Origin of the sequence: Pseudactinotalea sp. Z1748, assembly GCF_049725185.1 — a bacterium.
Taxonomy (GTDB): domain Bacteria; phylum Actinomycetota; class Actinomycetes; order Actinomycetales; family Beutenbergiaceae; genus CALKWS01.
Genome location: NZ_JBMPQB010000010.1, coordinates 94,673 through 120,109, shown reverse-complemented (window position 1 = coordinate 120,109; position 25,437 = coordinate 94,673). Strand labels below are relative to the sequence as shown.

28 protein-coding genes are annotated in these 25,437 nt (G+C 69.6%); 15 read left to right on the top strand and 13 right to left on the bottom strand.

Annotation, left to right across the window (positions count from 1 at the left end; translation table 11 throughout):
• Together ACO0LU_RS17610 and ACO0LU_RS17605 are read right to left on the bottom strand one after the other, a co-directional pair.
• On the bottom strand, positions 1 to 1,065 hold a 1,065-nt coding region (locus tag ACO0LU_RS17610), incomplete at its 3' end, for an IS110 family transposase (RefSeq protein ID WP_424792120.1).
• Positions 1,066 to 1,071: 6 nt separating this feature from the next.
• Positions 1,072 to 1,254, bottom strand: coding sequence for a hypothetical protein (locus ACO0LU_RS17605; protein WP_424790166.1), 183 nt, complete (start codon positions 1,252 to 1,254; stop codon positions 1,072 to 1,074).
• 204 nt (positions 1,255 to 1,458) lie between these two features.
• Here ACO0LU_RS17605 and ACO0LU_RS17600 point away from each other — a divergent pair, with 204 nt between their 5' ends.
• The 3 genes from ACO0LU_RS17600 (at position 1,459) to ACO0LU_RS17590 (ending at position 4,847) form a co-directional block, all read left to right on the top strand.
• A complete protein-coding gene (locus tag ACO0LU_RS17600; RefSeq protein ID WP_424792652.1) occupies positions 1,459 to 1,872 on the top strand; it encodes a DUF7715 family protein in 414 nt (137 codons plus the stop codon).
• Between the two features lie 245 nt (positions 1,873 to 2,117).
• Positions 2,118 to 3,755: a citramalate synthase gene (gene cimA, locus ACO0LU_RS17595; protein ID WP_424792651.1), complete on the top strand. Its 1,638-nt coding sequence runs from the start codon at positions 2,118 to 2,120 to the stop codon at positions 3,753 to 3,755.
• A 42-nt stretch (positions 3,756 to 3,797) separates the two neighbouring features.
• Complete coding sequence (locus ACO0LU_RS17590) at positions 3,798 to 4,847, top strand: lipoate--protein ligase family protein (protein WP_424792650.1); 1,050 nt, start codon at positions 3,798 to 3,800, stop codon at positions 4,845 to 4,847.
• 80 nt (positions 4,848 to 4,927) lie between these two features.
• On the opposite strand, the gene ACO0LU_RS17585 is transcribed toward ACO0LU_RS17590, so the two are convergent.
• The 8 genes from ACO0LU_RS17585 to ACO0LU_RS17550 form a co-directional block, all read right to left on the bottom strand.
• Positions 4,928 to 5,623, bottom strand: a complete 696-nt coding sequence (locus ACO0LU_RS17585; protein WP_424792649.1) for a YggS family pyridoxal phosphate-dependent enzyme — start codon at positions 5,621 to 5,623, stop codon at positions 4,928 to 4,930.
• On the bottom strand, positions 5,620 to 6,216 hold the full coding sequence (locus tag ACO0LU_RS17580; protein ID WP_424792648.1) for a pentapeptide repeat-containing protein: 597 nt from the start codon (positions 6,214 to 6,216) through the stop codon (positions 5,620 to 5,622). The genes ACO0LU_RS17585 and ACO0LU_RS17580 overlap by 4 nt, the downstream gene beginning before the upstream one ends.
• Before the next feature lie 20 nt (positions 6,217 to 6,236).
• Complete coding sequence (locus tag ACO0LU_RS17575) at positions 6,237 to 7,832, bottom strand: DUF2510 domain-containing protein (RefSeq protein WP_424792647.1); 1,596 nt, start codon at positions 7,830 to 7,832, stop codon at positions 6,237 to 6,239.
• Between the two features lie 112 nt (positions 7,833 to 7,944).
• Complete coding sequence (locus tag ACO0LU_RS17570; protein WP_424792646.1) at positions 7,945 to 8,907, bottom strand: DUF2510 domain-containing protein; 963 nt, start codon at positions 8,905 to 8,907, stop codon at positions 7,945 to 7,947.
• 9 nt (positions 8,908 to 8,916) lie between these two features.
• Complete coding sequence (locus tag ACO0LU_RS17565) at positions 8,917 to 10,068, bottom strand: DUF2510 domain-containing protein (RefSeq protein WP_424792645.1); 1,152 nt, start codon at positions 10,066 to 10,068, stop codon at positions 8,917 to 8,919.
• Positions 10,061 to 12,661 carry a DEAD/DEAH box helicase gene (locus tag ACO0LU_RS17560; RefSeq protein ID WP_424792644.1) on the bottom strand — a complete coding sequence of 867 codons (2,601 nt, stop codon included), beginning with the start codon at positions 12,659 to 12,661 and terminating at the stop codon, positions 10,061 to 10,063. Before ACO0LU_RS17560 ends, ACO0LU_RS17565 begins: the two co-directional genes overlap by 8 nt.
• Positions 12,662 to 12,975: 314 nt before the next feature.
• A complete protein-coding gene (locus ACO0LU_RS17555; RefSeq protein ID WP_424792643.1) occupies positions 12,976 to 13,464 on the bottom strand; it encodes a hypothetical protein in 489 nt (162 codons plus the stop codon).
• Between the two features lie 80 nt (positions 13,465 to 13,544).
• Entirely contained in the window at positions 13,545 to 14,354 is an 810-nt protein-coding gene (locus tag ACO0LU_RS17550) for a serine hydrolase domain-containing protein (RefSeq protein WP_424792642.1), read from the bottom strand.
• 134 nt (positions 14,355 to 14,488) lie between these two features.
• Here ACO0LU_RS17550 and ACO0LU_RS17545 point away from each other — a divergent pair, with 134 nt between their 5' ends.
• Entirely contained in the window at positions 14,489 to 14,869 is a 381-nt protein-coding gene (locus tag ACO0LU_RS17545; protein WP_424792641.1) for a DUF5655 domain-containing protein, read from the top strand.
• A gap of 108 nt (positions 14,870 to 14,977) precedes the next feature.
• Here ACO0LU_RS17545 and ACO0LU_RS17540 read toward each other — a convergent pair whose 3' ends face one another.
• Entirely contained in the window at positions 14,978 to 15,556 is a 579-nt protein-coding gene (locus ACO0LU_RS17540) for a hypothetical protein (protein ID WP_424792640.1), read from the bottom strand.
• Between the two features lie 141 nt (positions 15,557 to 15,697).
• On the opposite strand from ACO0LU_RS17540, the gene ACO0LU_RS17535 reads away from it, so the two are divergent.
• The 4 genes from ACO0LU_RS17535 to ACO0LU_RS17520 are packed head-to-tail and all read left to right on the top strand — an operon-like array spanning position 15,698 to position 18,065.
• A complete protein-coding gene (locus ACO0LU_RS17535; protein ID WP_424792639.1) occupies positions 15,698 to 16,276 on the top strand; it encodes an RNA polymerase sigma factor in 579 nt (192 codons plus the stop codon).
• Positions 16,269 to 17,024 carry an anti-sigma factor family protein gene (locus ACO0LU_RS17530; protein ID WP_424792638.1) on the top strand — a complete coding sequence of 252 codons (756 nt, stop codon included), beginning with the start codon at positions 16,269 to 16,271 and terminating at the stop codon, positions 17,022 to 17,024. The genes ACO0LU_RS17535 and ACO0LU_RS17530 overlap by 8 nt, the downstream gene beginning before the upstream one ends.
• Positions 17,025 to 17,064: 40 nt before the next feature.
• The gene (locus tag ACO0LU_RS17525; RefSeq protein ID WP_424792637.1) at positions 17,065 to 17,490 is read left to right on the top strand and encodes a cupredoxin domain-containing protein; all 426 of its coding nucleotides are present in this window, start codon (positions 17,065 to 17,067) and stop codon (positions 17,488 to 17,490) included.
• Positions 17,487 to 18,065, top strand: coding sequence for a hypothetical protein (locus ACO0LU_RS17520; RefSeq protein ID WP_424792636.1), 579 nt, complete (start codon positions 17,487 to 17,489; stop codon positions 18,063 to 18,065). The genes ACO0LU_RS17525 and ACO0LU_RS17520 overlap by 4 nt, the downstream gene beginning before the upstream one ends.
• A 46-nt stretch (positions 18,066 to 18,111) precedes the next feature.
• Here the strand turns inward: ACO0LU_RS17520 and ACO0LU_RS17515 are convergent, their stop codons facing one another.
• On the bottom strand, positions 18,112 to 18,837 hold the full coding sequence (locus ACO0LU_RS17515) for a TetR/AcrR family transcriptional regulator (RefSeq protein ID WP_424792635.1): 726 nt from the start codon (positions 18,835 to 18,837) through the stop codon (positions 18,112 to 18,114).
• A 112-nt stretch (positions 18,838 to 18,949) separates the two neighbouring features.
• Between ACO0LU_RS17515 and ACO0LU_RS17510 the strand changes: the two genes are divergently transcribed.
• On the top strand, positions 18,950 to 20,365 hold the full coding sequence (locus ACO0LU_RS17510) for an MFS transporter (RefSeq protein WP_424792634.1): 1,416 nt from the start codon (positions 18,950 to 18,952) through the stop codon (positions 20,363 to 20,365).
• A 370-nt stretch (positions 20,366 to 20,735) separates the two neighbouring features.
• A complete protein-coding gene (locus tag ACO0LU_RS17505; protein ID WP_424792633.1) occupies positions 20,736 to 21,101 on the top strand; it encodes a WhiB family transcriptional regulator in 366 nt (121 codons plus the stop codon).
• 84 nt (positions 21,102 to 21,185) lie between these two features.
• Here ACO0LU_RS17505 and ACO0LU_RS17500 read toward each other — a convergent pair whose 3' ends face one another.
• A complete protein-coding gene (locus ACO0LU_RS17500; protein WP_424792632.1) occupies positions 21,186 to 21,356 on the bottom strand; it encodes a TetR-like C-terminal domain-containing protein in 171 nt (56 codons plus the stop codon).
• A gap of 266 nt (positions 21,357 to 21,622) precedes the next feature.
• Between ACO0LU_RS17500 and ACO0LU_RS17495 the strand changes: the two genes are divergently transcribed.
• The 5 genes from ACO0LU_RS17495 to ACO0LU_RS17475 all read left to right on the top strand — a co-directional run bounded on the left by ACO0LU_RS17495 (position 21,623) and on the right by ACO0LU_RS17475 (position 25,410).
• Entirely contained in the window at positions 21,623 to 21,805 is a 183-nt protein-coding gene (locus ACO0LU_RS17495) for a hypothetical protein (protein ID WP_424792631.1), read from the top strand.
• A 218-nt stretch (positions 21,806 to 22,023) separates the two neighbouring features.
• Entirely contained in the window at positions 22,024 to 22,434 is a 411-nt protein-coding gene (locus ACO0LU_RS17490; RefSeq protein ID WP_424792630.1) for a TOBE domain-containing protein, read from the top strand.
• Between the two features lie 71 nt (positions 22,435 to 22,505).
• Entirely contained in the window at positions 22,506 to 23,216 is a 711-nt protein-coding gene (gene modA, locus ACO0LU_RS17485) for a molybdate ABC transporter substrate-binding protein (RefSeq protein WP_424792629.1), read from the top strand.
• A complete protein-coding gene (locus ACO0LU_RS17480; RefSeq protein ID WP_424792628.1) occupies positions 23,213 to 24,136 on the top strand; it encodes an ABC transporter permease in 924 nt (307 codons plus the stop codon). The genes modA and ACO0LU_RS17480 overlap by 4 nt, the downstream gene beginning before the upstream one ends.
• Complete coding sequence (locus tag ACO0LU_RS17475; RefSeq protein WP_424792627.1) at positions 24,133 to 25,410, top strand: ABC transporter ATP-binding protein; 1,278 nt, start codon at positions 24,133 to 24,135, stop codon at positions 25,408 to 25,410. The genes ACO0LU_RS17480 and ACO0LU_RS17475 overlap by 4 nt, the downstream gene beginning before the upstream one ends.
• The last annotated feature ends 27 nt before the right edge of the window (positions 25,411 to 25,437 follow it).

Genomic DNA, 25,437 nt, shown 5'->3' with positions numbered 1-25,437 from the left:
GAGGAGCCATTCGCGGTAGCGGTTGGCGAGGTCGTCGTCGCGGCGTTTGCCGCGTTCGATGGTGGAGATGTGAGCGGGCCAGACGTTGAAGTGGTCCGCGATGGTCTGCAGGGTCATTCCCTTGGCGTGGCGCAGCGGGCGTAGGTCATCGACCTGCGGCACGGGTTGGGGGTGGACGATGTGGTGGTAGACCTCGCGGGCGACGGCGCGCTTGAGGTAGCGCATTACCTCCTTGTCGCTCTTTCCCTGAGCGGTGCGTTTGGCGATGTAGGACCGGGTGCGGGGGTCGCACGTCATGCGGACCAGGATGATCTGGTGCAGGGCGGCGTTGGCCTGGCGGTCACCGCCGGGGTTGAGGCGGTAGCGGGTGGTCTTACCCGAGGACGCAGGAATCGGGGCGGCGCCGCACAGGGCGGCGAAGGAGGCCTCGCTGGTGAGTCGGTCGGGGTTGTCGCCGGCGGCGATGAGCAGCGGGGCGGCGGTCACCGGCCCGATGCCGTGGGCGGCGCGCAGAGCGGGGGCAACGCGGGTGACCAGGGTGTCGAGGTCGGTCTCCAGTTCGGTGATCTCGGTGGTCAGGGCGCGGTGGCGGCGGGCGAGGTGGCGCATTGCCGTCAGGGTTGCCGGTTGGATGCCCTCGGTGGCCGGCCCGGGGCGCACGGCGGCGAGCTGGGCGTGTAGGTCGGCGTCGTTCAGGCCCCGGAAGCGAGCACGTAGGGCCTCGGGGGCGGTGACGAGCAGGCTCTTGATCTGCACGGCCGCCGCGGTGCGGGCCTTGAGGGCCGAGCGGCGCGCGATGGTCAGCACGCGGATGGCCTCGGCATCGCCATCGGCGTTCTTCGGGGTGGGCAGGTCATGCCCGGCGAGCACCGTGTGGGCGGCGGCGTAGGCGTCGATCGGGTCGCTCTTGCCACGCAGACGACGGACCTGACGGGTCGGGCGGATCGCCTCCACCACGACTACTCCGCCCTGGCGCAGGAACCGGGCCAGTTCGGCGCCGTAGGAGTTGGTCCCTTCCACCCCGATGGTGGTGATGCGGCCCAGGCTGGTGATGAAGGAGAGCAGGTCGCGCTACCCCTGGCTCGTGGTCGGGAACTGTGCATCGCCCAGTCGTGCACCGGTCGTGGCGATCACCGCCACGTGATGGGTCTCGGCGTGGGTGTCCACGCCGGCGATGACATCGATCAGTTCACTGGTCATGATGGTGGTGCCTTCCTCTAGCGGGACAGGCACACCGGCCAGGTGGGCAGACAAGACGTTGATGGGACTTTTGGTCGAGCTCCTATTAGGTCATGTCCACCTGGCCGGCATGCGCTTTACATGCCCCGGCGCAGGCCGACGGATCATGTCAAGGACCACCCCAGAGGGGGCGTCAGTCAGTGCCTGGGTCAGACCTCGCCGAAGCCCTTCCATCATCAACGTCAGTGCCTGCCCCTACCGTGCGGGCAGGAGGCGAGAATGATGCGAGTACTGATTGCCACCCGTCGCACGAACGGGGACGTTGCCAACGACGTGGACTACTGCGTGGCCGGAGAGCTGCTGATGATCGGAGAGTACTGCGACTGCTGCCGGATCGACCCCGGCTCGTGCGGGTGCGGGATCGCGTTCAGCGGCCTGAACTCCCACCGGATGACGACGACGGCGATCGTGGCCGAGGTGGCGCTGAGCGAGGCGGAGGTGCGCGAGGCGATCCGCTCCAGCCTGAGGGCCGGTGGCTGGTTCGACGCCGACGAGCCGGAATTGGCGGAGCAGATGGTCGCCGAGGCCTGGCAGCGGATCCAGCACGTGGCCACCCACTTCGAGGTGGGCACGGTGCTGGGCCGGCGCCTGGATGTGGTCTACGAGCGCGAGGTACCCGCGTCCCGGCCCTGATGTGGCATGATGAACACCATGCGTTACACCACCCCCGTCGCGCTCATTATTGACTAGCGCGTGTGCCTGCAGGCACACGCGCTAACCTCCCGCACCACGGGAGGTTTTTTTGTTGGCGGGACCACCCCTTCCCGCCGGCAGCGAAGTCGCACACTCCGGGCAGGACCATCGGGATCACTCATCCCGCACCGGCCCGAAGGAAGATCCGGCCGCCGAGCGGTGGCACCCAGGAGAGAGTCAGGAATATGAGCACCAGCCTCAATACCGAGACGGCGGGCGCCGCCAGCGGGGCGAAGGAGGCCGACCAGGTCGACGTCTACGACACCACACTGCGCGACGGTGCCCAGCAGGAGGGGATGAACCTGTCGGTGGCGGACAAGATCGCCATCGCCCCGCTGCTGGACGGATTGGGCGTGACCTACATCGAGGGCGGCTGGCCCGGTGCCATCCCCAAGGACACCGAGTTCTTCGCCCGGGCCCACAAGGAGATGGAGTTCACCCACGCCGAACTCGCCGCGTTCGGCTCCACTCGCAAACCGCTGGGCAGTGCGCATCTCGACCCCCAGGTGCGCGCCCTGGTGGACTCCGAGGCGCCGGTCATCACCCTGGTGGCCAAGAGCGATATCCGCCACGTCGAGCGGGCCCTGCGCACCGATGGGCAGGAGAACCTCAACATGATCGCCGACACCGTGCGCTACCTGATCGACGCCGGGCGGCGGGTGATCGTGGACACCGAGCACTTCTTCGACGGCTACCGGTTCGACTCCGACTACGCCCTGGCCGCGGTGACGGCGGCGCTGGAGGCCGGTGCGGACGTGGTGGCGTTGTGCGACACCAACGGCGGGATGCTGCCCGATGACGTATTCGAGATCGTCTCGGCCGTGCGAGCCCGGTCCGACGGCAAACTGGGTATCCACGCCCACAACGACTCCGGGTGTGCGGTGGCGAACTCCCTGGCGGCCATCGAGGCCGGTGCCCGGCACGTGCAGGGCACCGTGAACGGCTACGGGGAACGCACCGGTAACGCCGACCTGCTCACCGTGGTGGCGAACCTGCAACTCAAGCGCGGGCAGGAACTGCTCCCGGATGCCGGATTGGCCGAACTGACCTCGGTGGCACACCAGATCAGCGAGATCACCAACATCGCCCCGTTCGCCCGCCAGCCCTACATCGGCGCCAGCGCGTTCGCGCACAAGGCAGGCCTGCACGCCTCGGCGATCCGGGTGGACCCGGACCTGTACCAGCACATCGACCCACGCGAGGTGGGCAACGACATGCGCATGCTGGTCTCGGATATGGCCGGGCGGGCCAGCATCGAACTCAAAGGCCGGGAGCTGGGATTCGACCTGGCCGGGAAGTCGGAGTTGCTCGGGCGGGTCACCACGCGGGTCAAGGACGCCGAGGCCAACGGGTACACCTATGACGCCGCGGACGCCTCCTTCGAACTGCTGCTGCTGGAAGAACTCGAGGGCCGTCGTCGTTCGTTCTTCCGGGTGGAATCCTGGCGGGCGATCGTGGAGCACACCTCGCACGCCGGGGAGATCAACTCCGAGGCCACGGTGAAGCTGCACGCCGGGGACCAGCGCCGGGTGTCCACCGGGGAGGGCAACGGCCCGGTCAACGCACTGGACCACGCCCTCCGCGTGGCGCTGTCCGGGGTCTACCCGGTGATCGAGGGCTTCGAGCTGATCGACTACAAGGTGCGGTTGCTGGACTCCTCCCACGGCACCGACGCGATCACCCGCGTGCTGATCGAGATGACCGACGGGCAGCGATCCTGGTCCACCGTGGGCGTCGGCCCGAACATCCTGGAGGCCTCTTGGGAGGCGCTGGTGGACGGCTTCGTCTTCGGTCTGGTCAAGCATGAGGTGACGCCGCGCTGAGCGCGCCCTCGAACGATGCTCGTGACTGGCTAGGGTGGTGGCGTGAGAAGAGGCGAGTACAAGGTTCCCGGTGGCAAACTGGTGGTCGCCGAGGTCGAGGTCGACGATGGTGTGCTGGCCCGGGTGAACATCAGCGGGGACTTCTTCCTCGAGCCCGATGACGCCCTGGGCCGGATCGATGAGGCGCTGCGCGGCCTTCCGGCCGAGACCAGTGGCCGTGAACTCGCCGAGCGCATCGAGGCCGCCACCACCGACGCGGCACTGATCGGATTCGACGCGCGCTCGGTGGGCATCGCCGTGCGCCGCGCGCTGGGGGCCTCCACCACCTGGTCGGACCACTCCTTCGAGCTCATCCAGGCCGGCCCGCTGCAGGCGTACCAGAACCTGGCGCTGGATCAGGTGCTCGTGGAGGAACTCGGCGCCGGACGGCGTGGGCCGATGCTGCGGTTGTGGGAGTGGGCCGAATCGGCCGTGGTCCTGGGGTCCTTCCAGTCGGTGCGCAATGAGGTGGACCTGGCCGCCGCCGAGCGCCGCGGGGTGAGGCCGGTGCGGCGGATCTCCGGAGGCGGAGCGATGTTCGTCGAGCCCGGCACCTCCATCACCTACTCCCTGTACGTGCCTGCCACTCTGGTGGACGGAATGAGTTTCGAGCAGTCCTACGCCTTCCTGGACGACTGGGTGCTCGGTGCGCTGGAGAGCATCGGGGTGAGTGCCACGTACGTACCGTTGAACGACATCACCTCACCGGCCGGAAAGATCGGTGGGGCGGCCCAGAAGCGACTGGCCGGGGGAGCGGTCCTGCACCACGTGATGATGTCCTACGACATGGACGCAGACGCGATGACCGACGTGCTGCGGATCGGCCGCGAGAAACTCTCCGACAAGGGCACCGCCAGCGCGAACAAGCGGGTGGATCCGTTGCGCTCGCAAAGTCAGATGGCCCGCGAGGACGTGGTGACCTCACTGCTGGACTACTTCCGCTCCCGGTACACCACCAGCGAGAGCAAGGTCCGGTCGGCCGAGTTCGCCCGGGTGGAGGAACTCGTGGAGTCCAAGTTCGCCACCAAGGAGTGGCTGCACCGGGTCCCGTGAACGCGGACCGGCCCGGCGCGCCGGCACGGCGCTGACGCTGGGACTGATGTCGCGGCGGTCCTGAGGGCGCAGACTCGGGGTCAGGCGGGTCGCTCTCCGAACGCGCCGGTGCCGATGCGCACCATGGTGGCTCCTGCGGCAATCGCGATCTCGAGGTCGCTGCTCATACCCATGGACAGTTCGGTTGCCCGGTCGGTGCCGGGGGCACCGGAGCCGACGACGGCGTCCCGCACCTTCGCGAGGTCGGTGTAGGAGGCGCGGACTAGTTCGGGGTCGGGGGAGTTGGCCCCGATGGTCATCAGCCCGCGCAGACGCAGGTGCTCCAGGGCTCCGACGTGGGTGCACAACGCGGGGGCCTCCTCCGGGCGGACTCCGCCCTTGGAGTCCTCACGGGAGGTGTTCACCTGCACGAACACCTCCAGGGCCTGCCCGCGAGCCTGCGCGGCGCGGTCCAAACGGTCGGCCAGTCGGGTGCCGGCCAGGGACTGGACGCACGTGACGTGCCGCAGCGCCTGGGAGATCTTGTTGGACTGCAGGTGGCCGATCATGTGCATCTGGTGATCAAGGTCGCCGAGTTCCTCCGCACTCGCCCGGATCTCCTGGACCCGGTTGTGCCCGAGCAGGGTGTAACCGGCAGCGATGGCCGCTCGGATCGACTCGGCCGGTTGGGTCTTGACGGCCAGCAGGATCTGCACCTCGGCAGGGTTGCGGCCGGCGTCCCGGGCGGCCCGATCGACTCTGGTTCGGATAGCCGAGAGGTTGTCCTGCAGTGTCACTGTTCTCCTTCGCTGATCCCGATGCCCAGGTGGGCGGCCATGGCCCCCAGGGCACTGACGGCGTCGGTGCTGGCGAGGGTGGTGCCGCGGAGGGCCTCGATACCGCTGATGCCGGTCAGGGTACAGCCGCTGAACCGGACGTGAGCGGCTCGCATTCCGGCGAACCGGGCGTCGGTGAGGTCGCAGTCGATCAGGTGCACCCGCTGCCAGGTGGCGGAGGTGAAGTCGGCCTCCCGCAGACTCACGTTGCGCAGCCGCACGTCGGCGAAGGATGCCTGCACCGCACTGAGCCCGTCCGCCTGTACGTCATTGACCTCCAGGTCCCGCCAGCGTGCGCGTAGCCACGACGATCCGGTGAGCCTGGCCCCGTCCATGCTCACGCGCAGTAGCGAGCAGTCGGTGGTGTGCAAGGCGGCCAGGTCCGACCCGCGCAGGGTGCCCCCATCGATCAGGGTGTGCCGCCAGGTGCCGGCCGTGGCCCGGATCCGGGACAGGACACACTCCTCGAGGGTGACTTCCTCGAGCGTCACCCCCGCCCACCTGCGCTGCGTCAGGTCCGTTGCGCTGAGCCGGGCGCCGCTGTGTCCCTCCATCGTCTGCTCTCCCCCGGATGTCAGGGACCCTGGACCTCGAACGTGAAGGTGTCCGGCTCCCCGCCCGGGTCGGCGATGACGAAGGCATAACTGCCCGGTTCCAGGTTCGCGGTCAGCGAAGCCTCGGACTCCTGCGGGTCCTCCAGGGTGTAACTGGTGCCATCAGCGGTGAAGAGGGCGATCGCGGCCTCCCACTCCTCGGCGGTCGCGTTGACGGTGTACTCCCCGGCCTCCTCCACTACCAGGGCCCGCGCGACGTAGGAGTGCGCATCGAGATCGGCCGTCATCTCCTGTCCCGGTTCGAGAGGGGCGATCTCGCCGGCGAACAACTCGAACTGACCGCCGTCCGCGTCACTCCACGTGCCCACCTCGACGGTGTAGTCACCCGCTTCCAGGCCCAGGGCGAGGTAGGGGTCGAAGTTGTGGCCGCCGATGATGCTGGTCAGCGACCCGCCGCGGTCGTCGTTGTAGGCGACCTGGTTGCCGGAGGAGTCGAGCACTCGCAACGTCAGGTCCGGGTCCTGCTCACCGCGGATCGCGTCGATCACGAAGACCCCCTCGGTCTCGACCGTCATCATCCCGGACCAGGTCTGGCCAACCTCGATGGAGCCCGCGACGACGTCGCCGATCTCGAACTGGCCCCCGTCGACGTCGGCGCCACCGCCGTCGGGCTCCTCGGTGGGTTCGTCCGTGGGCTCCTCGGTGGGTTCCTCGATGGGTTCCTCGGTGGGCTCCCCGGTGGGCTCCCCGGTGGGGACAGTCGTGGGTTCGGGATCGGCGCCGTCGCTGCCGAATAACCGAACACCGAGGAAGATCAGTCCAGCCAGGAGCACCACGACGACGGCGATGATGGCGATCAGGATGCCGGTCTTGCTCTTCGGCTGGTCACCCGGGCCGGGCGGGCCGCCTCCCGGCGGCGGGGCCGAACCGTCGCCCGGCTGCCCGTATCCCGGTGTCGAGTGGCCATAGCCGGCGGCGCCGTAGCCGCCGGCGGCGTAACCGGGTGTGGACTGCTGGCTGTAACTGGGGACGGAGCCCTGGCCGTAGCCGCCTTGCGGCTCCCCGTAGCCGGGCGCGGAGCCCTGGCCGTAGCCGGCGGCCCCATATCCGGCGGCTGCGCCCGGGTCGTAGGGCGGCGTGGTCGGTTGGTCGGGCTGGCCATAGCCGGAGGTGGCGGCGTGACCGTAGTCGGGTGCGGAGCCTTGGCCATGGCCCGCGGGGAACTGCTCGGTCGGGGAGTCGAACTGCTGTGTCTGCGCTTCGTCCGCTCCAGGCGGGAGCACCTTGGTGCCCTCGGGGCCCTCGGTGCTCATGGCGCCTTCGGCGCTCTCGGTGGCCCCGGCGTCCTCCGACCCGTGGCCGCCCTCGGTCCCGGCAAGGCCACCCACGCCCGACTGGTCGCCAGCGTCCTGGTCGTAGCCTGCCTGCTGGTCCTGCCCGGTGTGCTGGTCCTGCCCGGTCTGCTGACTGTCCTGAGCCTGCCGGCCGGCCTGGTCCTGCTGCGCATCCCCGGCGGCCGGATGGGTGTGCTGGGTCCACTGGGCACCGTCCCAGTAGCGCAGCAGCGAGGCGTCGTGGTGGTCGGGGTACCAGCCGGCAGGCACGTGATGACTCATGGAGATCAGCCTACTGGCGCGGGGCCGCACGGGTGCCCTCCCCGAGGTGGGCGGGACCAGGTGCACCGCCATCCGCCGGCTGAATCTCCGGCCGCTGGCGGGCCTACTGGTCTCAGGCGGGACCGATGGCTAGTGCCAGGTCTCCGGCGTCCAAGCCGTCGCGGGAGATGATGAGCAGGTGACGACCGGTGGCCAGGTCACGTTCCTCCTGGATGTGTTCCGCTCCGGAACGCCAGGTGGTGACCTCACCGGAGACGGTGTCGATGAGGAACCCGTGCGCTCCGCCCACGGCCATCACCTCGATCAGGTACGGTCCCGGCTCGGTCACGACCAGCGTCCGCATGATCATCGCCCCGGCTCCGAGATCCCATGACTGCTCGATCTCACCCTCCAACTCGACCGGTTCGGGGATCGTGGTGACCAACTCGAAGTCGGACGCTGATTCGGCCAGCCAGGATCCCACCACCACCTGGTAGGAACCGGGGTCGGCGCTGAGCACCAGCACCGGGTCCAGGTCGGATCCGCCGATGCGCGCCAGTTCGCCGCGATCGTCGTTGCCCGCCACCCGTTCGCCGTCGGCGGTGTGAGCGGACATGGTCAGGTCACCCCCGCCGTCGTCGGCCGGGCGGGCATCGAGCAGGATCAGGGCCTCCTCGGCGACGGTGAGGGTGCCGCGCCACTCCTGGCCCTCGGTGATGGACCCCGTGACCGCGTCCCCGGCCGCGAACTGCTCACCGGGAACCACCTCGGGTTGGCCGGCCTCGGACGGATCATCCTCCTGGGCGCCGCCGACGCCGATCGTCGGGAAGTCCACCGGCTCGGGCCGATCCATGGCCCGGCTCAACGCCACCAGGCCGATCACCACCGCGAGCACGACCGTCCCACCGGTCAGGACCCAACGGGCGTACCTGCGCCGCTGGACCGGCACCTGCACCGCGGGCCTGGGGGCAACGTGCACCGTCCAGGACGACCCGTCGAAGTACCGCTGCCCGGCCGCATCAAGGGGATCGGGATACCACCCCGGCGGGATCGGCCCTCGCTCCACAGCACCGGCCGCCGGCTCGTTCGAGGACATCGGCACCGCTCAGGAGGACGAGAGCTCGATCTGCACGGTCAATGGGTCGCCGCCGTACTCGGCCACCATCACCGCGTACCGTCCTGCCTGCAGGTCCTCGGTGAGGAGCGGATCGTAGGTGCTGCCACCCTCGTCATCGGCCCTACTGCCGCGATCGTCGTCCGTCCACATCGCGTCGCGGTCCAGGCTGCGCACGGTCAGCGTCGGGTCGCCCGCACCCACGGCCTGCACGTCCACCGTGAGTTCGGTTTCCTCCTCCAGTTCCAGCACGGCCAGGAAGGCACCATCGGCCTCGATGTCGGCCTGTACGACATCACCAACGGTCAACCGCTCGGTGATGGCCACCACGTCCACGGTGACGTCGGTGGCCCTGCCGCGGTACTCACTCAGCACGACTTCGTACTCACCCGGATCCAGGTACACCGGCGCGATCGGGTCGAGCCGGTCACCGCCCAACTGGAGCAGATTGCCCCGATCGTCGTTATAGGCCAGGGTGGCGCCGCCGCCGTCTCGCACCGCCATCTGCAGGTCGTCACCGCTGGTGCTGCGGGCGTCGACCAGATAGGCCCCGGCGTCGGCGATCGCCAGCGCACCGACCCACTGGCCATCGCGAGGCACGCTGCCCGAGGAGGTCGCGCCCACCTCGACCACGCCTTCCTCGGCCGGGCCGTCGTCACCGGCCCCACCGCCGTCGTTGCCACGGAAGGCCAGCACACCACCGACCACCAACAGCACCAACACCACCACGGAGGCCACCACCACGGCGATCAGCCCGCCGCGCCCACCGCCGCCACCCTGGGTGCCGGAGCGGTAGACCTGGGTACCGGCCCCGGCGTCCCAGGCCGGATCCGGGGGACGGTAGTCGCCGCCGGCGTAGTCCTGGGGGTCGGCCGGGGTGCCCCAACTGGTGGTGGGCTGCGGAGCGGACCAGGTATTCGTGCTCGTCGCCCACCCCTGGGGCGGCGGGATGTGCGGAGTGGTCATCGTTCCGCCGGCCTGGGCCAGGTAGGGATAGTCCTCGGTCGGGGGCCGGGAGTCGTGAGCGGCCTCGGGCTGCGGCAGCAACGGCTGGAAGTACTCCGTCCAGCCATCGCCATCCCAGAACCGCTGTTGGTTCTCCCCGGAGGGATCCGGATACCACCCGGCCTCCTTCTCACTCATGGGCACTACTGTATTGCGCCCAATCGGCTGGTCCGACGCCGAGCATGCGGATCACCGGGGTGTCGCGCTCATCACTGGCGTCCAGGTCGACCGCGGCGAACATCCGCCAGTCCCGGTCGCCCTCGGCATCGTCGAGAATCTGGGTCACCTGCCAGGTACGTCCCTCGGTGGTGAGGCGGCACATCGCCGCGTTCCGGGCATCGGGACCGATGCCGATATCGTGGTACTCGGCCCAGTAGCCGGCGATCTCGGTGCGCCAGCGGTCCTCATCCCACTCCTTCTGGCCGTCTCGGGCGCTCAGCGCGGCCAGCCCGGTGTAGTCCTCCCGTGCCAGCAGCTCCACCCGCCGGAACATCGCGGTGCGCACCTTGGTGGCGAAAGCGTGCCGGTTCGCCGTGACCGAGGCGCCCTCACCGCCGAGCCGGGCCTCCGTCGCCGTCGGCTGCTCCTGCGCGCCCGAGCGGGCGCGGGCCAACGCGTCGGGAGCGTCCTGATCGCCGGCGTGCAGCGCCTCCCACTCGGCCAGCAGGGAGGAGTCCACCCCCCGCACCGCCGCCCCGAGCCAGTCGATGATCTCGGTGAGTTCGGGCGTGTGCCGCTCGGCCGGGACCACCTGGCGCAGCGCCTGGTAGACGTCGGTGAGGTACCGCAGCACCACCCCCTCACTGCGGGCGATGGAGTAGCGGGAGATCAGTTCCGAGAACGTCATGGCGTGTTCGACCATGTGCCGCACCACCGACTTGGGCCGCAGCGGGTACTCATCCACCCACGGGTGTGCGGTGCGGTACTCGGCCAGCGCCGCACCGAGCAACTCGGCCAGCGGCATCGGATGGGTGACCTCCTCCATCGCCTCCATCCGCTCGGTGTACTCCCAGCCCTCGGCCTTCATCGCCGCGATCGCCTCATCGCGAGCCGCGCGCTGCTGGGCGAGCACCACCGGGCGCGGGTCTTCCATGGTTGCCTCGATCACCGAGACCACATCCAGGGCATAGGTCTGGGCTTCGGGGTCGAGCAGTTCCAGAGCGGCCAGGGCGAAGGGGGACAGCGGGGCATTGAGCGCGAAATCCAGGGGCACCTCACGCACCAGACGCACCCGCCGGCCCTGGGCGTCCGGTACCGGCAGGCGTTCCAGGATCCCGGCTGCGCGCAGGGACCGGTAGATGTGGACCACCCGGCGCAGATGAGGATTGCGATCGACGGGCTCGTCGTGGTTGTCGGTGAGCAGCTTCGCCATCGCCGCCACCGGGTCCCCGTACCGGGCAAGCACGCCCAGCACGGTGGCGTGGGAGACCCGGAACTGGCTCGTCAGGGCCTCGGGCTGGGCGTCGCGCAGCCGTTCGAAGGTCTTGTCCGTCCAGTTGACCACCCCGCTGGGCGCCTTCTTGCGGACGATCTTGCGCCGCTTCTTCTCATCGTCGCCTGCCTTGGCCAGGGCCTTGGCGTTCTCGATCACGTGCTCGGGGGCCTGGACGATCACGAGGCCCTCATCGTCATAGCCGGCCCGCCCGGCCCGGCCGGAGATCTGGTGGAACTCCCGGGCGCTCAGGTGCCGGGAGCGCACGCCGTCGAACTTGGTGAGCCCGGTCAGCACCACGGTGCGGATCGGGACGTTGATGCCGACCCCCAGGGTGTCGGTGCCGCAGATGACGGCGAGCAGTCCCGCTTGGGTGAGCCGCTCCACGAGCCGGCGGTAGCGGGGCAACATCCCGGCATGGTGCACCCCGATGCCCTTGCGCAGCAGCCGGGAGAGCGTGGCACCGAAGCCCTTGGCGAAGGAGAAGTCGCCGATGGCCTCGGCGATACGGTTCTGCCGGGCCTTGTCGGTCAGGTTCACCGAGGTCAGCGCCTGGGCCTGGGCCAGGGCAGCAGCCTGGGTGAAGTGGACCACGTAGACCGGGGCGCGGTCGGTCTGGACGAGCTTGAGCATCAACTCGTGCAGGGGTTCCAGGGAGTACTCGAAGGTGAGCGGAACCGGGCGCTCGGCGTTCGCGATGATCGCGGTCGGCTTGCCGGTGCGGCGCTGCAGGTCCTCGGCGAAGAAGGACACCTCGCCCAGGGTGGCGCTCATCAGCAGGAACTGGGCCCCGGGTAGTTCCAGCAGCGGGAGCTGCCAGGCCCAGCCGCGCTGGGGGTCGGCGTAGAAGTGGAACTCATCCATGATCACCACACCGGCGTCATGCAGTTCACCCTCACGCAGCACCTGGTTGGCCAGCACCTCGGCGGTGCAGCAGATGATCGGGGCGTCGGTATTGATGGCCGAGTCCCCGGTCATCATCCCGACCCGCTCGGCACCGAAGATCTCGATCAGGTCGAAGAACTTCTCGCTGACCAGGGCCTTCAGCGGGGCGGTGTAGTAGGAGCGTTGCCCGTTGGCCAGTGCGGTGAAGTGGGCGGCCACCGCCACCAGTGACTTCCCCGAGCCGGTGGGGGTGGACAGGATGACGTGGGAGCCGGTGACCAACTCCAGGAACGCCTCCTCCTGGTGGTCGTACAGGCTCAGGCCGCGGGTGGTGGCCCAGTCGGTGAACGTCTCCACGACGGCGTCGTCGTCGACGATTCCTGGATCGGCCGGGGCCGGAGGTGTGAGGGTCATCGCTCCCAGTGTGGCCTACCCCGGAGGCAGTACGGCCCGGTGCCGCCGTCCGGACTGTGGTGGCTCAGGTGCTTTCGGGCTCCATGCGACCGGGTTCGCGCCAGGACCGGTTCCGGCCGGCGTCGGCGATCGGGCCGATGATGCGGGCGGGCGTACCGCCGACCACCAACGGGTACCCCGATCGGGGTGGGCTGCTCGGCTGCGCGGGGCTCCCAGGTGACGCTCGATCGTGCCCGCTCGCGCCGGCTCGCAGCCGGCGCGCCGCAGATCCCAGCTTCGTGCCGGTCCCTGCCGCCCGCTTGGTGTGTTCAGTCTCAGCGGCCCCGGGAAGGCCCGTCGGCGCCGGCGCCGGGTCGGTCCGAATCGGGCCGCGTGCGCTCCGCATGCCGGCCGGAGTCGGGCTCCCCGGTCCCGGCCTGGTGCTCGGAGCCGGATCGGGTGCTCTCAGCGCCCCGGTCGGGGTCGAGGTGGTCGGCATCGGCCAGTTCCCGGTCGACATCGGATCGGACCCGGTCGGCGCCCTGGGCCTGCGCCTGTGCCTCGCGCTCGAGCCGGTCAGCCTCCACCCGGGCCTGCTGGGCCTGCGCCTCGGTGCTGGTGGCCTGGGCCTCGCGTTCGCGCGCTTCGAGATCGCGTTGCTCGGCGTCTGCGCGCAGCGCGGCCGCTTGCTTGCGGTTGGCCCGTTCCTGCACCGCTCGCTGCTCCTGATCGCGCTCACTCTTCTTGCGGGTGATCGCCAGCACCGCGACCACGATGATGGCCAGTACGACGACTCCGATGACGATCCAGATCCACGTGTCCATGGCGCACTCCTATTCCTCGAGGTGCCTCCATCAAAGGCCACAACGCCATCCCCCGCGACCTGAGAGCAGCCGGCACGGCCTCAGCCGCGGTGGGACGCGAGAATCTCGGTGTTGAGCCGGGGCCAGAGTCGGGCGTGGGTGTCCTGGCGGAACGGACGCTCGCCCAGGAAGACCGCGGTCAGGTCCGCGCCGGGATCCACCCACACGAAACTGCCCGACTGGCCGAAGTGCCCGAACGTGTCGGGGGAGGCGTCCTCGGCGGTCCAGTGCGGAGACTTGTGGTCCCGGATCTCCATGCCCAGACCCCAGTCGTTGTGCTGCTGGCGGCCGAACCCCGGGAGCACCCCGTCCAACCCGGGGAACTGCACGGTGCGGGCCTGCTCGGCCAGCTCGGCGGTGACCAGCGTGGGCACCAACAGTTCCAGCGCCAGGGCAAGCAGATCGGTGATCGTGCCGGAGGCACCGAATGCCGCTGAACCGGAGAGTTCGACGCTGTCCATCTCCAGCGGCTCGAGCACGCTGGCGCGCATCCAGTCATCGAAGCTGCTGCCCACGGCGTGCCCGACGTGCTCGGCCAGGACGTCGAAACCCATGTTGGAGTACACCCGGCGCTTCTCCGGGCTCTGCGTCGGCCCCTCCTCGAACGGCAGCCCGGAGGCGTGGGCGAGCAGGTGCCGCACAGTCGAGCCGTCGGGGCCGGCCGGGTCATCCAGGGCCAGGTGGCCACGGTCGATCGCCACCAGCGTGGCCCAGGCGGCCAGCGGCTTGGTCACCGACTTCCAGTCGAAGACCTCCTCGGTGGCGCCGGTGAACGTCAGCACCTCGCGCGAATCGGAGACCGCCAGTGCGACGGGAAAGTCGAATTCTTCCAGGGTGGGATAAGTACTCACCTCTCCAGCCTGCCACGACGGGGCGGTCGTACGCCTGCGCTGGCACCTCACCTGGGGCCGGCCACCATCCCGGAGACGCCGGATCGGAGACACCCGCCGGCCCGTTGGCGCCAGCGGGCCAGTACGCTCGAGTGATGAGCGAGCGCACCTGGAGCGAACAGGACCACCTGCTCGGCAAGCCCGAGGAATTCGTCGCGCTGTACCGGCGGGTGCAGGAGGTGCTCAACGGTTTCGGCGACGTCACACAGTCGGTGTCCAAGACCACTGTCACCTTCAAGGGGCCCCGCCGCGGCTTCGCCGGCGCCCGCCCCACCAGTACCGGGGTCCGGGGCTACTTCGACCTGACCCGGTCGTTGGGCACCGATGACCGGCGGATCAGCAGCGTCACGCCCTACCAGCGCAACCTGCACGTGCATCAGTACCGGTTGAGGGAGGCGGCCGACCTGGATGACACATTCATCGCCTGGCTGCGGGATGCCTACGACGTCGGTTGCGGGGCGCACCTGCAGTCCTAGCGGCGCCCGACCAGCGCTCGAACCCGCCAGCAATAATTGCCGCCGCGACGTGCCGCAACTGTGAGGGCTCAGTAGGCCGGATCCCATGGCTCAGGTGTCTGCCTCGGATCAGTAGCCCGGTCTGCTGTCCTCGTCTTCCTCGGTGATCATCTGTCCGTCCGGGGCCACCACGTACCAGAGGTCCTGGACGCCCTGACCGGTCACATCACCGGGGGAGGAGTCCTGGACGAAGTAGTACAGCGGCCAATCGGCGTAGGTCGCCTGCACGGTGCCGTCATCGCGCTCGATGCTGCCGAGCAGGCCTTCATCCACGCCGTCGCCGGCGCTCGGTTCACCCTCGAGGATGGGCCAGTTCTCCAGGCACTCATCCACACAGGCGCTCACGCCGGGGGAGTCGGCGGTGAACAGGTACAGCGTCATGCCCGACCCGTCCACCAGGAAGGTGCCCAGGTCCGTTTCGGTGGTCGTGAGCGCCTCGCCGGCAGCGTCGCCGTCGCCGTCCTCGCCGCCGGCACCGTTGTCACGCTCGGCGGCCTCGTCGTCCTCCGCGGTGGCATCAACGGCGGCGTCGTCCGCCGGAGCGGGGTCCTCCATTCCCTCGCCGGAAGACCCCTCGGGGTCACATGCCGTCAGCAGGCCCACGCCGAGGATGCCGGCGGTGAGTAGCGCGGTGGTTCGTCGTCCCATTGCTCGCCTCCAGTTCCTGACCGCCGGCCGTGGTGGCCGGACACTGTGGGATACGTGGGAGAGGGCGTGCAGGGATTGCCGGAGCCGACGATCCCTGCCGACGGTCCAATCCCTTTGGCCGGCCCAGTCGTACCCTGGGGTATGGCAGCCGTGTCCCGCGCCGACCGGGCCGACGACGCCGCCCTGCTCGCCGGGCTGGCGCTGGACGATCCGGCGGTCTCGGCAGCCTTCGTGCGGCGTTTCCAGTCGGCGGTGTTCGGGATGGCGGTCAGCATCACCCGGGATGCGGCACTGGCGCAGGACGTGTCCCAGGAGGTGTTCGTGCGGGTCTGGCGAGCTGCAGGCAGTTACGACCTGCGCCGTGCCTCGGTGCTCACCTGGCTGCTCACGATCACCCGCAATGCCGCGATCGACGCCGTCCGGGCCCGGCGCGCCGAGCCCACCGACGACCTCGTGCTGGACCGGCTCCTGCACGAGACACTGTCCAGTGCCCCGGACCTGGAGGAGAGCGCCGTGCACCGACTGGAGACCGAGCAGGCCATCCGGCGGCTGCACCGCATCGCGCCCGAGCAGGCCCGCGCGGTGGTGCTCGCCGTCGTCGGGGGCTGTACGGCCGCCGAGGTGAGCCGCCGGGAACAGATCCCGCTGGGCACCGCCAAGACCCGCATCCGCACCGGGCTGCGCAGGCTTCGGGGGGAGATGGCGGTGGACCGTGACTGAGCGCGTGCACCCCACCGAGGATCTGCTGACCGACCTGGCCCTGGGCCACGCAGCGGAGGGCGAGCGCGACCAGGTCACCGCGCATCTGACCACCTGCCCAACCTGTCGCCGTGAGTACGGTGAGATCGCCGACGCCGTCGAACTCGTGCTGCCGGCCGTGCCGCGCACCGCACCGCCGGCCGGTTTCGAGGACGGGGTGCTCGCGGCGCTGGCCCGGGGTCGGCAGAACTCGCAGAAGCAGGCCGCCGGCGAGCACCACCCGGAGGTTGTACCTGATCCGGCCGGCGAACCCGGCCCGGCCGTGCTCGTACACCGGCGAAGCCGGCGCCGGTGGTCGGTACGGTTGGCGGTGGCTGCCGGACTGCTCGGAGCAGCGGTGGGAGCCGGGGTGATGGCCGGACTCGGCGAGAGCGATGAGGAGATTCCGGCAGCCTCGAGCCGGTGGGAGCAACCCCTGGTGGATGCCGGTGGGCAGGCCGTCGGGACGGTCACCCCCAGCAGGGCCGCGGACGGACCGGTGCTCGTCGTACAGATCGACGACCGGGTGCTCACCCGGACCGACGGTCCCTACGGGTACTCCTACACGTGCCGGTTGGTCCTGGCCGACGGCAGCACCCGGGACGTGGGCCAGTGGCGCCTTCGTGCCGATGGGCCCAACAGTTGGGTGATCGCGATGCCCGACGAAGGGGTCGAGGCGGTCGAGATGGTCACCGAGGACGGTGCGCTCTGGTCCGTCGCCGAATTCTGATCGAGGCAATCCGTTCGGGTCCGGCAGTCGTATCCCTGATATGGACCTTGACGCCGACCTTGACATGGACGCTGCGGCCGAGCGCCACCCCCGGGCACGCTTCGGCGCTTCCGTCCTGCTCCTGGCCCTGCTCGTTGCTCTGCTCACCGGGTGTGGCAACGGCGAGGCTGACGGCCCTTCCGGTGCGACCCAGCCGGAACCGGGGGAGGCAGGGGAGGAGACCGGCGTGATCGTCATCGTCGACTTCGAGTATCAGATGCCGGACCCGGTACCGGCCGGCGGACAGATCACCATCCGTAACGAGGACGGTGTCGGCCACACGGTCACCTCCGATGAGGCCGGATTGTTCCATGTCGATGTGGCACCTGGAGAGGAAGTGATGCTCCCCGTGCCGGATGAACCCGGGGAGTACCCGTTCCACTGCACCCCGCATCCGACGATGACCGCCACGCTGGTCGTGGAGTGAGCGAGGTGGCCGGCGCGAAGGACCGGGGCTACCGGCTCGCCGGCCGCACTCCTGGCCGCACTCCTGGCCGCACCACTGGCCGCACCACTGGCCGCACCACTGGCCGCACCGGCGGCCCTACAGGCGGCAGCATCGCTGGCCACGCCGCCGGCCGCACTCGCGCCCGCGGTGTCGAACCGGTGGTGCGCATCCTGGTGGCCGTTGCGCTCGCAGTGGATGCCTACGTGCACGTCACCCTCGCCGGGGCGATGCAACTGGCGGCACCGGAGGGGATCGGCGGGGCTGCGCTCTTCCGGATCCAGGGCGGCGCTGCGGCGGTGGCCGCGCTCCTGGTGCTGGTCGCGGGATCGCGGCTCGCCTATGCCGTGGCGGCGCTGGTGGCCCTGTCCGCACTGGGGCCGGTGCTGCTCTACTCCTTCGTGAACGTGCCCGCTGTGGGGCCGATCCCGTCCATGTATGACCCGACTTGGTATCCGCTGAAGGTGCTCAGCGTGCTCGCCGCGGCGGTCGGGGTGCTGTTGGGGCTGCTCGGGTTCGCCGTGGCCGGCAGGCGGGCCGCGTCCGAACGCGTGTGAGGACCGAGAATGGCGCTGCGGCAGGGTTTTGCGACCCGCCCGGATCCTAGGGGCCGCCGTCCTCGCGGGGTGGGTCGGCGGCGGCGCCGGGCTGTGGCCAGCAGAATGAATGCGGTTCGGCCAGGTGAGGTTCCCTTGCGTGTTGTGCACGTTCGAGTTCCATGCTGTGTGCCAGCAGTTCGTCATAGTCCACCGCAGCGCCGCGTAGCATTACCGTGACCACCTGCTCGGCCTCGACGTTACTCAGGTGCTCACCGGTCAGGACCCGGTAGTGCGTCAGGGAGGCGATGATGTCGAGTAGCAGTTCGATGTCGACGTCCTCGCGGAGGTGGCCGCGGTCGACCGCCCGGCGCAAAGTGGTGCGCACGGCCCGGCGGGACGGCTCGATCGCCACGCGCACGTACCGCTCGCGCAGCATCGGGTCCCGGGCGCATTCGGAGTACAGGGTGGTGAATACCTCCGGGGCGATCGTGCGGAACATGGAGAGGAAAATCGTGAGACTTTCCTCGATGCCACACAGGGTGCAGCCATCGTCGGGGGCCGTCGGGGGTTCCAGATGGGCCTCGATCGCGGCCAGTATCAGTTCTGCGCGGCCGGAATAGCGACGATAGATCGCCGGACGCGACGTCCCTGCGCGCCTGGCTACCTCTCCGAGCGTCACCCCGAGGTAGCCCACCTCGCGCACCAACTCCATGGCGGCAGCGGTGATCGCCGTATCGATCTGCGCATCACGGGGCCGGCCGACCGTACGCGGGGCGTCTTCGGACGTCATGTGGCCATGCTACGTCGAGATTACGAGACATGTCGTAACAAAACCCTTGTGCAACCTGCGCCACAGCGCGTAACGTTCCGCAACGTAACGGAACAACCAGTGAGAGGAAGCGATGGGCGACCACTACGAGGAGCCACCCCGGGCCACGGCGCGGCAGTGGCTGGGTCTGGCGCTCCTAGTGCTGCCGATGATCGCGGTGGCCAGCGATCTGACCGTGTTGTTCTTCGCGCTGCCGTCCCTGACCCAGGACCTTCAGCCCAGCGCGGGACAGGCGCTGTGGATCGTGCATGTCTACGGTTTCCTGATCGCGGGTTTCCTCCTCGTCGCCGGGCGGGTGGGGGACCGGATCGGCCCCAGGCGCCTGCTGCTGATGGGGTCCGCGGTCTTCGGTGCGCTGTCTCTCGTGGCTGCCATGTCCACCAGCGCCGCGATGTTGATCGGGGCGCGCGCCGCGCTCGGGGTCGCCGGTGCGACGCTGATGCCATCGTTGTTCTCCCTGCTGCGCACGATGTTCGCCGATCCGGACCAGCGCAGGCTGGCGATCGCGGTGGTGTTCAGTTCCTTCACGGTCGGCGGCGCTATCGGCCCGCTCCTGGGAGGCGCGCTCCTGGAGTTCTTCTGGTGGGGCTCGGTCTTCCTGCTCAACGTGCCACCGATGCTCTTGCTGGTCATCCTGGGTACGGCGCTGCTACCGGAACGGGAGGTACGCAATAGCGCCCCGATCGAACTGCGCAGCGTGATCCTTTCCGTCGCCGGCATGCTGGCACTGGTCTACGGCCTGCAGGGACTCGTCACCCGCCAGGAGTCGGGAAGCGGGCCGGGGTGGACGTACCTGGTCGCCATCCTCGCGGGTGCCGGGGCCCTGGCTCTGTTCCTGCGCCGCCAGGGCCGGCTCGCCGAGCCGGTCTTCGACCTGGGGCTGCTCCGGAACACCCGCGTGGGTGCGGCCCTGCTGGTCCTGTTACTGACGGGCGTCGCCGGCGTTGGGACGTTCTACCTCTTCACCCAGCACCTGCAGTTGGTGGTCGGACTGTCGGCATTGCATGCCGGACTGTGGACCCTGCCTTTCATCGTGCTCAACATCATCGGCGCCATGCTTGCCCCGAGCCTGGCCCGGTGGATGATGCCGCTGACGGCGGTGGCAGGAGGCATCGCTGTGGCCGCGTTCGGCGTCCTCCTGCTGGCGTTGACGGCGACGCCGGGCGCGCCCCTGCTGGCCCAGGTCGCCGGTGTCGCCACTGTCGGCCTCGGTATGGGCCCGGCGATGGCGCTGCTATCGGACCTGATAGTCTCCAGCGCGCCGGAGCGCAAGGCCGGATCGGCCGCGGCGGCTCAGGAGGTCAGTGGGGAACTGGGCTCGGCGATGGGGATCGCGGCCGCCGGTGCTCTGGCCCTCGTGATGTACCGCACCTACCTGACCGGCCGCATACCCCGCCGGAGGCGGCGGAGGCGGCCCGGGGCGGTGCCCACGAGGGCTTCCTCGCCGGCCAGGAGTGGGCCGCGACGGCCCCTGAGTTACCCGGCCTGATCCGGGAGGCGACCGTCGCCGGACTGCAGGCCTATGCCGGGTTCGCCGCGGTGATGATGGCGATTGGGGCGCTCGGAGTGACGGTCGTGCGCGTGCGCACCAGCCGCTCTCCAGTTCCAGCAAATGGTCCGGCTCCGGCAGTTGGTTCGGATCCTGCGGATGGCCCGGCTCCCGCAGTTGGTTCGGCTCCAGCAGATGGCTCCGCTCCCGCAGGCAATTCGGATCCAGCAGATGGCCGCACTCTTGCAGGCGATGGCACTCCAACAGACGTTACGGGGGCAGCGGCCCGAGCGAGCCTACCCGCTTCCCCTGTGGCGGCAACGTCCGAGGTGTCTGTGGCCAGCGAACTCACCCCGACCCGAGATGGATCATGACTGTGCCCAGCGGACGTGCGTCGGGCATCGGGCAGGAGCGAAACTCAGGCACCGTCCAACGGCTCGATGCGCTCGCGCGGCCGGCCCGTGACGACCGCGTGCTGCCCTGCCAGGACCCCGCTCACCTTTACCTGTGGTTCGCCGAGGGTGGACACGAGGTGGAGCGAGCGAAGGAGTTGTGCCAGGAGTGCCCGATCAAGCAGGCATGCCTGCGCGGTGCAATGGACCGCGGCGAACCCTGGGGTGTGTGGGGCGGCGAGGTGTTCGTCGACGGGGAGATCGTTGCCCGCAAGCGTGGGCGTGGCCGGCCCCGCAAGGACGAGTCGCACGCCCCGTCGCGCCGGCGCACCCAGGCAGCCTGAGCACGATGCGCTCGCGATTGGTGGACCGGGCTGCCGCGCGGCCAACTGAACGTGCTGGCCGCTCCCCTCGGTCCCGGCTCCGCTTCAGTCCCACATCCGCGCGATCGGGGCAATGTGCGCCTCGATCCGGTGCGGCGGGATACGCCCGGCTGCACGCAGCGAGACCAACCCGTGCCAGGTGGCCCAGAGCAACTCCGCGGCCTCACCCGGATCCGCATCGCCGATATAGCCGGCGATCGCCCGGCGCAGGCTCATGACCACTCGAGCAGTTCTCCCGGGGTGTCGGTGGCGGCGAAGGTCAGCGCGCTCGTGCGGGTGAACATCGCCTCGTACAGTCGCGCGTTCGTCGCGGCGAAGGCCAAGTAGGTGCGGCACAGATCCGCGAGCCCGTGCCGCTTGCGCCACCCGCCTCGTGGTCACCGCCGACCAGCCGACCACGGCGATTGCGATGCCGACTGCGCGGCGCGGCCTCCTCCAAACCGAGCCCAACCCACCGGTCGCGATCTGTGCGGATCTACCGCATGATGGCGGAGGCGTTGACCAACCAGCCCCAGGGCCTCGATCGCGGTCGGCGTTGGCGAGACCTCGCGGCGATCATGGCAGAGGCCCGGCGTGACCGCAGGCGTCCCGGCGAGGCGGACCTGCGATCCCTGGCCATCATCGTGGGCGGCGGAATCGACGCGATCATGCGGGCGGCTGGTTGACCCTGCGTATGACACCGCCGGGGCGGCGCAGGAGTTGGTGCGGATGATGGAGCACCTGCTGTTCGACTGAGCGACGTGGCATACCGGGCCGACGCCATGAGTTCTGCGCGCTGGTCCGGACATGCTGCGCGCTTGGTCTTGGCAGCCAAGAGGGACGCAGCGCGAAATCGGCTCATAGGGCGCAATGCAACCGATCATGCGGATATAGGATGCTGAACATGCCGCATTTTCGGATCAGTCAGGCCGCCGTTCTTCTCGGTGTCAGTGATGACACCGTGCGCCGATGGGTCGAGGAAGGATTACTGAGCGCATCCCAGGACAGTGCTGGACGCAAGGTGATCGACGGCGCCGAACTCGCTCGCCGAGCCGAGGAGCATGCTGCGCGACCGGCGAACCTGGGGGACTCCGCGATCGGGTCCTCCGCGCGGAACCGGTTCACCGGACTGGTCACCCGGGTACTACGCGACCAGGTGATGGCGCAGGTGGATCTGCAGTGCGGGCCGTTCCGGATGGTCTCGCTGATGAGCGCCGAGGCCGTCGATGACCTCGGCCTGGAGCCCGGCTCGCTGGCTACCGCCGTGGTCAAGGCGACCACCGTGATCATCGAGGCTCCGAAGGGGCCGGCCTGATGCCTCGTAGCGGATTACTGGCTGCCGCGCTCGCCGCGGGCCTCACACTGGGTGCGTGCGGAACACTCGGGGTGAGTGACGAGGCCGAACCCAACCGCGAGCTGCCCGACCGTGAGCTGACCGTATTCGCCGCGGCTTCCCTGCATGTCGCCTTCACCCAGGTCGGAGAGATGTTCACCGCTGAACACCCCGAGGCCTCGGTGGCGTTCTCCTTCGCGGGATCTTCGAACCTCGTTGCCCAGATAGACGCCGGGGCGCCTGCCGATGTGCTGGCCGCGGCGAACGAGTCGGCGATGGCCGACGCCGTGGCCAACGGTACGATCGAGGGGGAGCCGGTCCTGTTCGCCACCAACGTGCTCACCCTCATCACCCCGGCTGGGAACCCGGCCCGCGTAACCGGTCTGGATGACAGCCTGGCCGGTGCCGACCTGGTGGTCTGTGCCCCCCAGGTGCCGTGCGGGCAGGCTACTGCCGTCGTGACTGGCCAGTTCGACGTCGACCTGGTGCCGGTGAGTGAGGAGGGCAGCGTCACCGACGTGCTCGGCAAGGTCACCTCCGGGCAGGCCGATGTCGGTCTGGTGTACAACACCGATGCCGCCTCGGCCGGGGAACAGATCGAGATCATCGAGGTCTACGACCAGCACGAGGGGGTGATCAACCACTATCCGATGGCTGTCACCACCGGCTCCGACCACCCCGACCTCGCGGCCGCATGGATCGACTTCGTGCTCGGGTCCCAAGCGCAAGCGGTGCTGGACGAGACGGGCTTCGGCATCCCATGAGTGCGCGGTACCAGGAGCAGACGACGACCCGAGGCTCCCACCCGCCAGGCCGTGGTGAGCCGGAAGCCGGCCAGCGGCAGCGACGGGCGGTCCGGGCGCGGTACGGGGGAGCCGGCTTCGCCGCCGGGTTGCCGAGGTGGATCCTGCTTCCCGCCGCAGGTGCGGTACTGCTCATCGCACTGCCGGTGATCGGCATGCTGGCCCGGGTGCCCTGGGCCGATCTGCCCGCCCTGCTCACCTCCGACGCCTCCGTGTCCGCACTCTGGCTCAGCCTGCGCACCTCGGTAGCGGCGACGTTGGCGTGTGTGGTGTTCGGGGTTCCGCTCGGCCTGGTGCTGGCGTGGGTGCGCTTCCCCGGAGCGCGGGTGGTGCGGACCGTGGTGCTGCTCCCGCTGGTGCTGCCACCGGTAGTCTCGGGGTTGGCGCTGCTGACCACGTTCGGTCGCCGCGGGCTAATCGGGGAGCAGTTGCAGGTGCTCGGGGTCGACGTCGCCTTCTCCACGGCGGCGGTGGTGCTAGCCCAAGCATTCGTGGCGATGCCGTTCCTGGTGCTCTCCATCGAGGGTGCTGCCCGCACCGCCGGTCGTCGGCATGAGGTGGTGGCCGCGACCCTGGGGGCCCGCCCCACCACGGTGCTGCGCCGGGTGACGCTGCCGCTGCTGGGCCCGGCGGTGGGCTCAGGGATCGCGCTCGCCTTCGCCCGCTGTTTGGGCGAGTTCGGCGCGACGCTGACCTTCGCCGGGTCCATGCAGGGAGTGACGCGCACACTGCCTCTGGAGATCTACCTGCAGCGGGAGGTCGACCCGGATGCGGCGATCGCGTTGTCCCTGGTACTGATCCTGCTCGCTGCGGTATTGGTGCTGAGCACCCACGGGCGTAGCCGCACAGCCGGTGCGCGAGGCCGGCTGGTGATCCAATGAGGTCGGGCGACCCAGCGAACTCCGGTGGCGCGATGAACCCGGCCGAGGCGAACTCGGGTGGCGCGATGAACGCCGGCGAAGCGATGAACGCTGGGGATACGATGCGCGCCGAGGATGCAGGCAGTCGCGGTTCCGCGGGAGCTGCGGCGGTCAGAGGACCGACGGCGCGAGGCGGAACGCTCGCGACGCCGCCGGCGTTATCAATCCATGCCGAGGTATCCGAGCGTGACGTCCGCCTGGACCTGGAGGTTCCGGTCGGTCAGATCGTGGCACTGCTCGGCCCCAACGGCGCCGGCAAGTCCACCGCGCTCGCCCTGGCATCGGGCACACTCCACCCCAGTGCGGGCACCGTGCACCTGGGATCGAGACAGGTCGCCGGCCGGGGCGGGTGGGTGCCTCCGCATCGGCGGGGCACCTCCCTGCTGGCCCAGGAACCCCTGCTGTTACCCCACCTGAACGTCCTGGCGAATGTGGCGTTCGGCCCACAGTCCCAGGGTGCCGGACGCGCGCGGGCCCGCCAGATCGCAATGATGCGATTGGCGGAGGTCGGGATCGCCCACCTGGCACACCGGCGCTCGGGGGACCTGTCCGGCGGGCAGCAACAACGGGTCGCGCTAGCGCGCGCGCTGGCCCCCGACCCCGAATTGCTGCTCCTCGATGAGCCCCTGGGCGCGCTGGACGTCGAGGCTGCGGCCCAGATGCGCCAACTGCTACGGACCTCATTGCGTGAAGCCGGTCGCACAGCCTTGGTGGTGACCCACGACCTGCTGGACGTGCTCGCACTTGCCGGTTCCGTCGTCGTCCTCTCCGATGGGCGGGTGGTCGAACAGGGGCCGACGCTGCAGGTGCTGACCCGGCCGCGCTCGGAGTTCGCTGCTCGCTTCGCCGGAGTGAACATGCTCTCGGGCGTATGGGAGTCCCGCGACGCGATCACTCTGACCGGCGGTCTGGTGATCCACGGCATGCCTGATGGCGGTGAAGCCGGTACGGGCCGGCCGGTTGCTGCTGGGCGAGCTGCTGCGGCAACCTTCAGCCCGCGGGCGGTCGCGGTGCACCGCGAGGACCCCGGGGGCAGCCCGCGCAACACCGTCGAGGTGCGGGTGGTCGGGATCGAGCAGCAGGGAGAACTGGTGCGGCTGCGCGCCCGGACGACGGCGGGTCTGGCTCTGGCCGCTGACGTCACCCCGGCAGCGGTCGCCTCCCTGGGCCTGGCCATGGGCCAGGAGGTGACGTTCGTGGTCAAGGCTGCCGAGGTGAACCTGTATGCCGCCTGAGCGTTCGGCTTTGTGCGGCGCTGTGGT

Bases quoted from the DNA above. Each gene is read 5' to 3' on its own strand.
- ACO0LU_RS17555 (WP_424792643.1), bottom strand. From the start codon at position 13,464: ATGGACACGTGGATCTGGATCGTCATCGGAGTCGTCGTACTGGCCATC.
- ACO0LU_RS17575 (WP_424792647.1), bottom strand. From the start codon at position 7,832: ATGAGTCATCACGTGCCTGCCGGCTGGTACCCCGACCACCACGACGCC.
- ACO0LU_RS17540 (WP_424792640.1), bottom strand. From the start codon at position 15,556: ATGGGACGACGAACCACCGCGCTACTCACCGCCGGCATCCTCGGCGTG.
- ACO0LU_RS17505 (WP_424792633.1), top strand. From the start codon at position 20,736: ATGACTGTGCCCAGCGGACGTGCGTCGGGCATCGGGCAGGAGCGAAAC.
- cimA (WP_424792651.1), top strand. From the start codon at position 2,118: ATGAGCACCAGCCTCAATACCGAGACGGCGGGCGCCGCCAGCGGGGCG.
- ACO0LU_RS17500 (WP_424792632.1), bottom strand. From the start codon at position 21,356: ATGAGCCTGCGCCGGGCGATCGCCGGCTATATCGGCGATGCGGATCCG.
- ACO0LU_RS17535 (WP_424792639.1), top strand. From the start codon at position 15,698: ATGGCAGCCGTGTCCCGCGCCGACCGGGCCGACGACGCCGCCCTGCTC.
- ACO0LU_RS17480 (WP_424792628.1), top strand. From the start codon at position 23,213: ATGAGTGCGCGGTACCAGGAGCAGACGACGACCCGAGGCTCCCACCCG.
- ACO0LU_RS17525 (WP_424792637.1), top strand. From the start codon at position 17,065: ATGGACCTTGACGCCGACCTTGACATGGACGCTGCGGCCGAGCGCCAC.
- ACO0LU_RS17510 (WP_424792634.1), top strand. From the start codon at position 18,950: ATGGGCGACCACTACGAGGAGCCACCCCGGGCCACGGCGCGGCAGTGG.
- ACO0LU_RS17495 (WP_424792631.1), top strand. From the start codon at position 21,623: ATGATGGCGGAGGCGTTGACCAACCAGCCCCAGGGCCTCGATCGCGGT.
- ACO0LU_RS17515 (WP_424792635.1), bottom strand. From the start codon at position 18,837: ATGACGTCCGAAGACGCCCCGCGTACGGTCGGCCGGCCCCGTGATGCG.
- ACO0LU_RS17545 (WP_424792641.1), top strand. From the start codon at position 14,489: ATGAGCGAGCGCACCTGGAGCGAACAGGACCACCTGCTCGGCAAGCCC.
- ACO0LU_RS17600 (WP_424792652.1), top strand. From the start codon at position 1,459: ATGATGCGAGTACTGATTGCCACCCGTCGCACGAACGGGGACGTTGCC.
- ACO0LU_RS17580 (WP_424792648.1), bottom strand. From the start codon at position 6,216: ATGGAGGGACACAGCGGCGCCCGGCTCAGCGCAACGGACCTGACGCAG.
- ACO0LU_RS17560 (WP_424792644.1), bottom strand. From the start codon at position 12,661: ATGACCCTCACACCTCCGGCCCCGGCCGATCCAGGAATCGTCGACGAC.
- ACO0LU_RS17565 (WP_424792645.1), bottom strand. From the start codon at position 10,068: ATGAGTGAGAAGGAGGCCGGGTGGTATCCGGATCCCTCCGGGGAGAAC.
- ACO0LU_RS17570 (WP_424792646.1), bottom strand. From the start codon at position 8,907: ATGTCCTCGAACGAGCCGGCGGCCGGTGCTGTGGAGCGAGGGCCGATC.
- ACO0LU_RS17490 (WP_424792630.1), top strand. From the start codon at position 22,024: ATGCCGCATTTTCGGATCAGTCAGGCCGCCGTTCTTCTCGGTGTCAGT.
- ACO0LU_RS17475 (WP_424792627.1), top strand. From the start codon at position 24,133: ATGAGGTCGGGCGACCCAGCGAACTCCGGTGGCGCGATGAACCCGGCC.